Origin of the sequence: Marinoscillum sp. (assembly GCF_965229915.1) — a bacterium.
GTDB lineage: Bacteria > Bacteroidota > Bacteroidia > Cytophagales > Cyclobacteriaceae > Marinoscillum.
Map to the genome: position 1 here is coordinate 68,716 of NZ_CBDDJZ010000001.1, position 11,898 is coordinate 80,613.

9 protein-coding genes are annotated in these 11,898 nt (G+C 41.9%); all 9 read right to left on the reverse strand.

Translation table 11 applies throughout. The features are described from left to right. Positions 1 to 3 precede the first annotated feature (3 nt). On the reverse strand, positions 4 to 1,086 hold the full coding sequence (locus ACO067_RS00290) for a cytochrome c oxidase subunit II (RefSeq protein WP_421869027.1): 1,083 nt from the start codon (positions 1,084 to 1,086) through the stop codon (positions 4 to 6). A 32-nt stretch (positions 1,087 to 1,118) separates the two neighbouring features. Further along, on the reverse strand, positions 1,119 to 2,426 hold the full coding sequence (locus tag ACO067_RS00295; RefSeq protein WP_421869030.1) for a quinol:cytochrome C oxidoreductase: 1,308 nt from the start codon (positions 2,424 to 2,426) through the stop codon (positions 1,119 to 1,121). Positions 2,427 to 2,449: 23 nt separating this feature from the next. Beyond that, positions 2,450 to 3,073, reverse strand: coding sequence for a c-type cytochrome (locus ACO067_RS00300; protein WP_421869033.1), 624 nt, complete (start codon positions 3,071 to 3,073; stop codon positions 2,450 to 2,452). Between the two features lie 5 nt (positions 3,074 to 3,078). Then, positions 3,079 to 3,603 carry a DUF3341 domain-containing protein gene (locus ACO067_RS00305; protein WP_421869036.1) on the reverse strand — a complete coding sequence of 175 codons (525 nt, stop codon included), beginning with the start codon at positions 3,601 to 3,603 and terminating at the stop codon, positions 3,079 to 3,081. Continuing rightward, positions 3,603 to 4,967, reverse strand: a complete 1,365-nt coding sequence (gene nrfD, locus ACO067_RS00310) for an NrfD/PsrC family molybdoenzyme membrane anchor subunit (protein ID WP_421869039.1) — start codon at positions 4,965 to 4,967, stop codon at positions 3,603 to 3,605. Before nrfD ends, ACO067_RS00305 begins: the two co-directional genes overlap by 1 nt. 6 nt (positions 4,968 to 4,973) lie before the next feature. Beyond that, positions 4,974 to 8,075, reverse strand: coding sequence for a TAT-variant-translocated molybdopterin oxidoreductase (locus ACO067_RS00315; RefSeq protein ID WP_421869042.1), 3,102 nt, complete (start codon positions 8,073 to 8,075; stop codon positions 4,974 to 4,976). Positions 8,076 to 8,107: 32 nt separating this feature from the next. Next, a complete protein-coding gene (locus ACO067_RS00320) occupies positions 8,108 to 9,424 on the reverse strand; it encodes a cytochrome c3 family protein (RefSeq protein ID WP_421869045.1) in 1,317 nt (438 codons plus the stop codon). Positions 9,425 to 9,647: 223 nt separating this feature from the next. Further along, positions 9,648 to 10,718, reverse strand: coding sequence for an alanine racemase (locus ACO067_RS00325; protein WP_421869048.1), 1,071 nt, complete (start codon positions 10,716 to 10,718; stop codon positions 9,648 to 9,650). Further along, a complete protein-coding gene (gene alr / locus ACO067_RS00330; protein WP_421869051.1) occupies positions 10,699 to 11,895 on the reverse strand; it encodes an alanine racemase in 1,197 nt (398 codons plus the stop codon). The genes ACO067_RS00325 and alr overlap by 20 nt, the downstream gene beginning before the upstream one ends. Positions 11,896 to 11,898: the final 3 nt, after the last annotated feature.

Sequence of the window (11,898 nt, forward strand, 5' to 3'; positions counted from 1 at the left end):
TTATTAATTATTGCTAACTACTGCGTTTTCAACCGGTTGTATTTCAGCATTGTTTTCAATGCCTGAAGCAATTTTTGCCATCTCTTGAAGTTCCTCTGGAACCTGGCTCAGGTAGTCGTCATTTTGCTTCAACCAGGCGTCTTGGCTTGCGTACCACTTATCATACTCTTCGGGTTCCACTACCTCAATGAGGTATTTCATGGCAAAGTGGCCTTTACCACATATTTTATTACACACAAGTTCGTATTCGAAATCAGGATTTCCTGTTTCCTGCCGCATCTCTGCTGTAGTTTTTGTAGGAACAAACCAGAACCTGGTCGGCATTCCGGGAACTGCATTCATTTGTAATCTAAAGTGTGGCTGGTACACCGAGTGGATAACATCTCTTGCTCTTATTTTTAGATGAACAGGACGACCTTTAGGTAGAATCAGTTTTGTAGGAATAAAGTCATCGAAAGAAGCCTTATCGCTAAAATCAATTCCTACCTGATTCACCACATCAATCTTCTTGTAGTCATAGTCACCGAGTTGCTTATCAGCACCTCCGTATCTTACTGCCCAGGAGTATTGATAACCCATTACCTCTATTACTTCAGACTCTTCAGGTGCTGGACCTGTTATCTTTGTCCAGGCTTTCCAACCAGAGATAATCAAAAGGGCAAGTACAATTGCGGGTACAGCTGTCCAAACAATCTCCAACGTATTATTGTGTGGGTAGAATGTCGCTTTGTTGCCTTCTTTGTACTGGTATTTGAATGCGAAGAAGAACAAGAATATTTGTGTCACAATAAACACAAAACTGGTGATGGCCATGGTGATCCAAAATAGTCGATCAGTCTCTACTCCATGCTCGGATGCCAATGGCTGTGTGAAGTCATCATCCAACCCTCCGAAAGAGTAGTAGAAGAACCCTACAATTCCAGCGAGTAGGAATAAAAGGCAAATAGCCGCCTGTACCTTGTTACCAGATGTAACATATTTACCGGCATCCCCTTTGACAATCCCTACCAATGTTGTTACCCTGAATACTGCAATCAAAATTGCCAGAACGAGGATTACAGCTAATATTATGATCAAATTCAACATATCGAGTTAATTAACTTTGCTCTTTCTTCAGATTAAATATGGTGATGTAAACTCTCTTCTAACATTGGGTGATTTTTCGCATAAAGAGGAGCTTTGGACATTTGATTTAAGAAAACATACACAAAAGCACCTGCGTAGACGAACATCATTCCAAGTTCTAAGAAACCAAACCCTCCGTTTTCCTTTAATGTTCCAGGAGTAATCATCAAATAAAAATCTAACCAGTGACCAATGATGATCAAAGGAGCTACTACTTTGATAAATCGAGAGTGCCTTTTTGCATCTCTGGTCATCAAAACCAGGAATGGGAAGAAGAAATTAATGACCAGATTTAGGTAGAACAATGGAGCGTAGTGTCCACTTTTCCATCTTTCTAAGAAGTAAATGGTTTCTTCCGGAATGTTTGCATAGTAGATTAACAAAAACTGAGAGAACCAGATATAGGTCCAGAATATGCTAAATGCAAAAACGAATTTACCAAGGTCATGTATATGATTGGAGTTAACAATGCTTAGGTATCCTTTATCCTTTAGAAACACAACCACCAAAGCTGTAAGAGCCAGACCACTCACCCACCAGCTAGCAAAGTTGTACCAACCAAACATGGTACTAAACCAGTGCGTATCGATAGACATTACCCAGTCCCAAGCCGCCATGGAAGATGACACGGCAAAGAAAACGATGAAAATAGCAGATAGCTTTCGTAGCTTGTACCATTTTTCAGTACCACCTACTGTATCCTCTTCATATGCTACTTTCTTCAATTTGGCAAACAACCAATACCATACTCCAAAGAAAATGATCATTCTAGCAATGAAGAAAACTGGAACAGATCCTTTGGCCAGTGGCCAAAAAAAGTATGCTCCCTTGCCGTCAATGATTGAATCATATTCGGCTCCACCCTTTTCATATAAACCACTGTGAGTCCAGTGGAATAAGTCATGACTAGCAGCAAAATAAGTAATGAGCATCAACACTCCTGCGATTGGAATCCAAGCACCAAAAGACAATGGGATTCGCTTGATACCTGCAGACCAACCTACTTGTGCAGCATACTGTATTGCGAAGAAGAGTACACCAACTAGCGCTACTCCCGCAAAGAATACATTGTTGATCCATAAGTTAGCAAATACACGTGTGTACCAATGATACTCACCATGACCACCTGCGGCAGCTTCCGCAGCTTCATGACCACCGTGACCGGCAGCCTCGGCTACTTCATGGTGCCCACCTCCCATCGACATAAAAATGCCTATCACCGTAAGAACAAGCCCTACCGCAATAAATATGAAGAGGTTCTTTTTGGTCTTTGCTGTAAATTCAAAAGTTTCTTCAGCCATATCTCAAATGGATAATTTCGTTGTTATTGTTTTTGAAGCGTTTGAACATAAGTGACGATTTTCCATCGATCGTCCACACTAATTTGAGAAGCATGTGCTCCCATTCTGCCTTTACCGTTGGTGATTACCCAAAAGATGTGTCCGGCTTTCTTGTCTTTCACAGTAGCTGAACTGTAAGCAGTAACACCTTTGTAAACTGCTCCTACTAGTCCATCTCCAAGTCCTTTAGTACCATGGCAGTGTTCACAGAATCGTTCATATAGCGCTTTACCTTCTTTCAACACTTCTTGCTGTCCTTCGTACGGATTCATCAATCGCTCCTCAGCAGTTGCATAATCAGTAGGATCTATTCCATTGTCAGCTAGATAGGTACCACGCTTGATTGTTCCTTCCACTGGCTCAATCATGTTCATCCCGAATTGGTTGTAAGGATTGGAGTTATAGAACTCTCCGTGCTCATCTTCTGGATTGGAGTCCAACCATGAGCCCGATTCTTTGCTTTGTATCTGAGACAATGGCTCATACGGAGTGGAATGGTACATCTGAGGTGCATACTCTACACCAGTATCGTCAGGACCTGCGGTACAGGCTCCCAGCACAGATACGATTACACCTAAAACAAATAGTCTATTAATACTTTTTAGCATTGTCATTAAAGTGTTTTCTTATTCACCTCTGAAGCACCGCTATCTTTCAACATTTTGTCAATAGCAGATTCCTCCAATTGATTAGTTCCTAGATCTATAGCCACAATGTGCTTATCATCTGTAATTCGCTTATCGAACAACTTAGGTTTGCCCCAGGGCTTTAGGTTACTGATGATCATAAAAGTACCAACCATACCAAATGAAGCCAGTAGTACGGTCAACTCAAATGTTACTGGAATAAAAGAAGGGATTGGAGCATAATCCTTACCACCAATAATCATTGGCCAATCCACAGTCATCATACCTAGCTGCATGGTTAGAGCTAAGGAGGTTCCCAGTAAACCGAACATGAAAGCAACGATTGATAATCTTGATCTTCTGTACCCAAGAGCATCTTCTATGCCGTGTACAGGAAATGGTGAATACACTTCGTGGATTTTTACTCCACCATCGCGCACGTTCTTGATGGCCTTTAAAAGCACATCTTCATCATCGTATACACCAAGGATATAATTACTTGTATGTGCCATTACGCTTTCTTTTCTCCAGTTGCTTTAATAATACTTTTAACCTCAGCCATGTTGATCACAGGGAAGAACTTCGCGAAAGCAAAGAACAAAGTGAAGAACAGACCAAAAGTGAATAGGTAAACTCCCACATCGTAGAACGTTGGATAGAACATCGCCCAACTTGAAGGAAGGAAATCTCTGTGTAGTGAAGTGACGATGATTACAAATCGCTCAAACCACATACCAATATTTACAATGATTGAAATCACGAAAGTCGCAGCGATATTCGTTCTGATCTTCTTTGACCAGAAGAGCTGTGGAGAGATCACATTACAGGTCATCATGGAAGCGTACGCCCACCAGTATGGACCTGAAGCTCTGTTGATGAAAGCATATTGTTCCGCTTCAACTCCAGAATACCAGGCAATAAAAAACTCTGTGATGTATGCAATACCTACAATCGATCCAGTGATAATGATCACAATATTCATCAATTCAATGTGCTGGATCGTGATATAGTCTTCTAGTTTGTAAACTCGTCTGGTGATGATCAGTAGAGTCAGTACCATCGCGAAACCAGAGAAGATCGCTCCTGCAACGAAGTAAGGAGGGAAAATCGTGGTGTGCCATCCAGGTATCACTGATGTAGCAAAGTCAAATGATACAATGGTGTGAACTGAAAGTACCAGTGGTGTGGCTAATCCTGCTAAAACCAATGCCACTGTTTCGTATCGTGACCATGTTTTAGCTGCTCCATCCCATCCAAAACTCAAAGCTCCGTAGATAGCAGCAGAAATTTTGTTAGTAGCTCTGTCCCTGATAGTAGCAAAATCTGGAATCAGACCGATATACCAGAAGACCAAAGAAACTGAAAAGTAAGTAGAGATTGCAAAAACATCCCAAAGTAGTGGCGAGTTAAAGTTCACCCATAGAGATCCGAACGTATTTGGGAGTGGTAGTGCCCAGTAAAAGCCTAACCACGGACGTCCCATGTGCAATACCGGGAACATCGCGGCACAGATTACTGCAAAAATCGTCATGGCCTCTGCAGCTCTGTTGATAGACATTCTCCATCTCTGACGGAATAGCAATAGAATCGCTGAAATCAATGTACCGGCGTGACCGATACCAACCCACCATACGAAGTTGGTGATATCCCACGCCCATCCTACTGTTTTGTTAAGACCCCACATTCCAATACCATCCCATAAAAGTCGACCAACGGCATAACCACCTACAGCAAGTGTTGCAAGTGATATGGCCATAGCCAACAACCAGGACTTAGCGGGCTTTTCTTCTACTCTGCCGGAAATGTCTTTAGTAACATCATGAACGGTCTTGCCGCCGGTTACTAAAGGTTCTCTAATGGCTGATTCTGCTATCATAGGTTATTATGCTTCTGCTTTTTCAGTTTTAGACTCTACATCTTTATTTCTGACTTTGGTCAGATACCAAACATTTGGCATTACTCTCAATTCTTCCAGTACGTGATAAGCACGATCCTCTTCTGCAGTTACACTCTTCTCATTCTGCTTGATTTTCAACATTTGAGAGATTTTGCTATTTGGATTTTTCATATCACCGAATACCAATGCTTCTGAAGGACAAGAGCTTGCGCACGCAGATGTTACTTCGCCATCTTCCGGTCTGCGACCTTCTCTTTTGGCTTCCAGCTTGCCTGCCTGGATTCTTTGTACACAGAAGGTACATTTCTCCATCACGCCTCTAGCTCTTACGGTAACATCCGGGTTCAATACCATTTTACCCAGATCGTTGTTCATCGCCATGTTCTTATCGAACTGCTTGTTATCATGGTATTTAAACCAGTTGAAACGACGAACTTTATATGGACAGTTGTTGGCACAATATCTTGTACCGATACATCTGTTGTAAGTCATTTGGTTAAGACCTTCACTACTGTGAGTAGTTGCAGCAACAGGACAAACCGTCTCACATGGAGCGTTGTTACACTGCTGACACATCATTGGTTGGAAAGTCACTTCTGGATTCTCAGCAGCTTTTTCCATCGCCTCGTATCCATCCTCTTTAGTAGCATCCGAACTGTAATATCTATCAATTCGGAGCCAGTGCATCTCTCTTCGATTGAGCACCTCTTGCTTACCTACAACCGGAATGTTGTTTTCCGTTTGACAAGCCACGGTACATGCTCCACACCCAGTACATGAGTTTAGGTCGATCATCATTCCCCAGTGGTGGTTAGGATATTCATGTCCTTTCCAAAGAGAAACCGCGTAGGGCTTCTTCATTCCTTCTGAAGTCGCAATCTTAGGAAAATGTCTTCCAGCCTGATTGTCTTTTTGATACTTACTCAGTACTGTTTCTTGTATCACTGTCTCACGCCCCATGTAAGTTTGGTGAGTCTGTGTCTGAGCAATCTTGTATTCTGATCCACTAATTAACTCAGCGCTTACACCAGAAGTCGCCGTGAAGCTTACAGCTCCGTTTACAATTGAAGCAAACTGATAAGCATTTACACCCACTTCATTGGCTACTTTACCAGCTTTGGTCCTACCATATCCAATAGCAAGCCCTACTGTATTGTAAGCCTGACCTGGTTGTGCCAAAACAGGGATTTCAGCTGATTTACCGTTTGCAGTAAATGTCACCAGCTGAGTAGACATATCACCCAACTCTATGCCCCATTCTGCTGCTTGCTTTGGAGAAACAGTTAGATAGTTATCCCATGTAGCTTTAGTGATCGGATCTGGCATCTCTTGTAACCATGGGTTATTTGCTTGAATGCCCTCTCCAACACTATTGTTTACATACAATGCCAATTCCAAACCAGTGTTGTTTGCACTGTAGGTTTTAGCAATAGCAGATGCAGCACTTGTTAAATCTACATTGACCTCTGGAGACTCAGCTTCAGCTGGTGCTTCGAAAACACCGTCGTGCAGACACTTGTCCCAGAAAGAATCAAAATTGAAATATTCTATGGTAGTAGCTTTTGAGAAAACGTTAGCTTCCCAATTAGCTCGTACAAAATCGTAATAAGAAGTAGTATCTCCTGCCCATGTCAAGAAAGACTGCTGTGCCTGTCTTGTATTGAAGATATTTCTGATAGCGGGCTGAGATAAACTATAAAAACCAGTCACCGGTTCAAAGTCATTCCATGACTCTAGATAGTGATGATCAGGTGCGACATACTTGGTTAAAGAGGCCGTTTCATCTGCTCTATCTGATGTTGACAATGCAAATTTCGCTTTTGCCAATCCAGCTGCAATTTCTGCTCCCTGAGCAGAGTCATACACTGGATTACAGTTGTAGAAAATCACACCACTAACTGCTCCAGAATTAAGTCCTTTAACAAATGATGCAAATGCAGCATCGTTACCTTTTCGCAGGTTGACCGATTTAGATGCATCAATAGTATTTCCATATGCTCCAAGTACAGAGTTAATGGCAATAACCATCAGCTGTACATTGGCATCATTAGATCCTGACGCTACAATGCTCGCACCTTTTGACTTCACCAAATCTGCAGCGGCCTTCATCAACACAGCATCATCCTCTACTTTGGGTACATTCACTTTTTGTGCACCCAGTTTGGAAGCAATAGCGTTGTAAAGATTCGCTACGTACAATCCTTCCTGAGAAGGTTTTATTGGTGTTCTATAGTCAGCATTCGAACCAGTCAAAGACAAGTTGGACTCAAAAGCGTAGAGTCTTGACATGTCTTGCTTGCTCTTTGATAATTTTCTTGTAGAAGCGAACTGCTTATTATTGGCAGTTCTGTTTGGCCATGAGCCTAGAAAATCAGCTCCAAAAGACACGATAGTCTTGGCTTTGGAAAAATCATGATGTGGCATCATTCGTGTGCCAAATGCAGTTTCGTATGCATTCAACATTCCACTGAAAGATACCTGATCGTAGCTCACATGAGTTGCTCCATATTTCTCTGCCAAAGCATTAATTGATGCCTGAGTGGACGGTGAAGCGATGGAATTAGATACAATGGTAAGTTTACCATTTACAGCTGCCAATTCTTTAGTAACTGCAGCATCCAGTTCTTCCCACGTAGCCTTGTTGCCATCAATAGTTGGTTGCTGAAGTCTTTCCTGATCATATAAAGAAAGCACAGATGCCTCAACCTGAGGGGAAGTACCTCCACCACTGATCGTCGATAGCTTGTTGCCTTCTAGTTTAATTGGTCTACCCTCTCTGGTTTTGACCAATACACTGCAATAATCACTACCACTCACATATGTAGAAGCGTAATAGTTAGGAAGCGTTGGATCCACAGCCTCAGGCTTTTTCACATAAGGAATGGCTTTTTTCACAGGGGTCTCGCATGCCGCTAGTGATACTGCAGCAATTCCAAACCCCATCAATTTCAAGAAGTCCCTTCTTGATGGCTCTTCACCATCACCAATCGGTAGGTACTCAGGGAATTCTTTGTTTGCCTGCTCTTGAAACTCAGCGCTGTTTTTAAGCTGTTCTAATCCTTTCCAGTATTTCTTAGTTTCTTTCATATTGCTGGACTAATATCCTTTTTCAAGCTAGATTAATAGTGACATTTTGAACATTCCAAACCACCAATATCTTCTACTTTCATTGGCTCTTTACTATGCTCATTATGCAACTCCACTAACTTGGAGTAGTATTCGTTATCTTTTGTATTCACGTTAGTCTCTCTATGACAATTGATACACCATCCCATTGTCAACGTAGAGTATTGATAAACCACATCCATCTCTTCGATAGGTCCATGACACGTTTGGCATTCAAGTCCACCTACTTTTACGTGCTGTGAGTGGTTGAAATAAGCCAGGTCAGGAAGGTTGTGGATTCTCACCCATTCTATTGGCTGGGTGTTATCTCCATATTCACCCGTAGATGGATCGTAATCTATCGCTTTGTAAATCTTAGCTATTTCTGGAGATTCTGTCTTGATGGCTGTGTGGCAGTTCATACAGATATTGGCTGAAGGTATATTAGCTGCTTTAGATTTTCTAACACCTGTATGGCAGTAATTACAATCAATTTCGTATTGACCTGCGTGGATCTGATGTGAAAAAGCAATAGGTTGAGTAGGCTGATAGCCCTGCTGCACACCGATAGAGAATGCTCCGTCGATTGCTGTTTTTAACAGAACAGCCACAAAAATGAACACCACCGCACCAATGAAGAAATCACTCATGATCAGCTTCTGAAGATCAAATCTTTGTGAAACCACTTCCTGATCTTCTTCGTCAAGCTCCGCTTTTTGGTCTTTTAGGTATTTGGTCAATACCGAAACAATCAAACCAAGCACGACCAGAATCAACACCAATACAACTATCAACACCACCAAAACAGCTGTAAGATATCCAGAGGCTACCTGATTACCTGCCTGAGCTGTTGTGCCATCGCCTCCTCCATCGGTTGCTGCTACTTCAGCTGCTGGCTCTTTTGCTGATTCTACTTTTACGTATGATAATATAGAAGTGATCTCCTCGTCTGAAAACGGATAAGCCGGCATAGCGGTCTTGTTGTATTCTTCCCACAGACTAACCGCCGTTTCGTCACCACTTTGGATCATCTTCTGCGAGTTCTTAATCCAGCTAAGCAACCACGACTTTTCTCTTCTTTCGTGCACATCTTTCAGTGCTGGTCCAATTACCTTCTCATGGATGGCGTGACACTGTGTACAATTTGCCTTGAACAAACTTTCACCAGCTGAAACCACGGCATCATCCGTAGGAATGCCGTCAGCAGCAGCTTCTCCACCTCCAGCATCTTGAGCAGAAAGTGATATAGACAACAATAAGGTAAGGGTGAAAATCAGTGAGGTTAGGACAAATCTGGGTGTTTTGGACATGGATTGTTTCTTTGTCAACATGTATTTTTCTACCGTTCTAGATCAAACGGGTACAAATGTAATACCGTGGGTTAGTATTTCAAAGGCGGTTTTGCAACCTCAAAAAGACTTTCCCGTATGTGGATAACCCCTGTGGATAAATCAGACTGATTATCAGTCGTTTAGATGACATAAATCAGCATTTAGGATCTCTATTTAGAATAATTATAAATAAGCGACGGGTGAAATATTTCTTTTTCCTCGTTTATTCGACGATTTTGTCTATGTAATTGGAGTTCAATAAGCCTAACGCTCCCATGTATTTTAACTTGAATTTAACCCAATCTCCAACTTTATAATTGCGCTTGGTACTGCCCAGGTCTATGACAATCATGTCTGAACTCGCACCAGTGATTTCTATACCTTTATCAATTGGTGTGAGGAAATCAGTAGAGATGTCTAACAAGCCAAGATCCAGTATAGCTCTGTAACTCATTTTACCATAGTCTTCTTCATTGATTTCAAACTGCTCACCAGAAGGGTTTGAAGCTAGCTCTCCAGTAGGAACTTTGGGTTTTTCGATAAGCTCTATTATTTGGGCATGCAATGTGAAAACATCGGTTTTCATTCCCTTGACGGTCTTTTCAGTAAACAGGTTGTTACCGAAGTAAAGCATCTCTCCTATTCTGAAATGATTGATTCCTTTCGGCAATTGCCGATTCAGCAATAACGGAAAAACAACTGATGTTCCTCCAGATACCCATTCAATTTTTCGATTGAATTTGGCTTCTACCAACTGTTTATATAGGCTCAGTTGAATTAGTTTATCCTGTGACGGCATAACTCCATACAGGCAGTTAAGGTTAGTGCCCAATCCAACCACCGTGATGTTTGGCAATTCAAAGATCTTTCCATAAAAATCCAACAGGTGTTCGCCCAACACTCCTTCGCGCAGATCACCCATCTCGATCATGATGATGATTTTGTGAAGTTTGCCCTGTTTACCAGCTTCTTCTGACAGCAGACGAATGGTTGAAAGTTCAGTATTGAAGCTTACATCGGCATACTGTACAATATTCTTGATGGCCTTTTTTGCAGGAGGTTTGATGTAGACTGTTTGAACATCTTTATTGATTTCCTTGACCTTTTTGAGGTTACTCACACGGGAGTCATGTATCTCGGTAACACCCAGATCAATCAATTCCTGAATGTACTTGACTGTACCACAAAGTAGCTTGGAGACCACTCCCCACTCAATGCCTTCTTTGTCGAGTCGTTTAGCAATAAACTGATAGTTATGTTGTAGTGATTTACGCTTAAGCTTTAGATAGGCCATTCGTTGTTGTTTTGTGAGTTAACTCATTTTGGTTGACGACTGTTCTTGGGATGTTTCTTGGAAGTCTGGATAGCAGCTCGTAATTCAGCTGGTTACTGAGCTCACCAAATGAAGCAACAGAGATGGAATTATCACCCTGATCTCCTATTAATACCACTTCATCACCTTTCTCTACCTGAGGACATTCGGATATATCTACAATGAGCAAGTTCATGTTCACGATACCGATTACAGCCAGTCTGTGACCCTTGATCAAAACCCTTCCTTGATTGCTAAGTGATCGGCTGTATCCGTGACTATACCCAACAGGGACGGTGGCAATTTTCATGTTGTCGGTAGCCATAAAAGTGGTTCCATACCCCACAAATTCTCCTGTGTCTACTTCCTTTACATCCATCACTGTACTCTTCCACTTGATCACCCGTCTCAAAGGATCCAATCGGTTTTCCGAATGTTTGATGCAGTCGATAAACGTTTCTTTGCTTGGCCAAAAACCATATTGGAGAATCCCGATTCTCACCATGTCCATCCTACTCTTAGGGTAAGAAATAGCGGCCGCAGAACATGCCGTATGCCGTATATTAGGTGTCAGGCCTTTGGTGGTCAACCACTTATTGACCTTATTGAATCGTTTGATTTGATTTTTGACCCGCACAAAATTGGCGATGCTTTCTGCGCCAGCATAGTGGGTACAACTTCCCATTAGTTCGAAGAGTTCTTCATTGCCCGACAGTAGGTCGATGACATCCGCTAACTGCGTTTTGCTAAATCCAGTTCGATTGAGCCCTGTTTCGTATTCTATGTGAATTTTAGCCTTCTTGCTAAATTTTTTAGCGATCTCCAGTGCTTTGCGCAATCTGTCTCGTTCAAAAACAAAGAATTCAATATCATTCAATATGGCCCACTCCAATTCCTCATTTCCGATGTAGCCCATAATCATGATTGCTGAGTTTGGGCTTATATTGTTGACCTCCAATGCCTCATCGGCACTAAATACAGAGAAATGATTGATGCCAGCTTTCGCCACCATGGGCACAAACTCAAATATGCCATGCCCGTAGGCATTTCCTTTTACTACAGAAGAAATTCGAATATCCGGACCAACTACCGATCGAATAAATTGAATGTTGTTTTCTAATGCAGATTGATCTAATTCTATTTCAGAAGTAGCAAACATGCT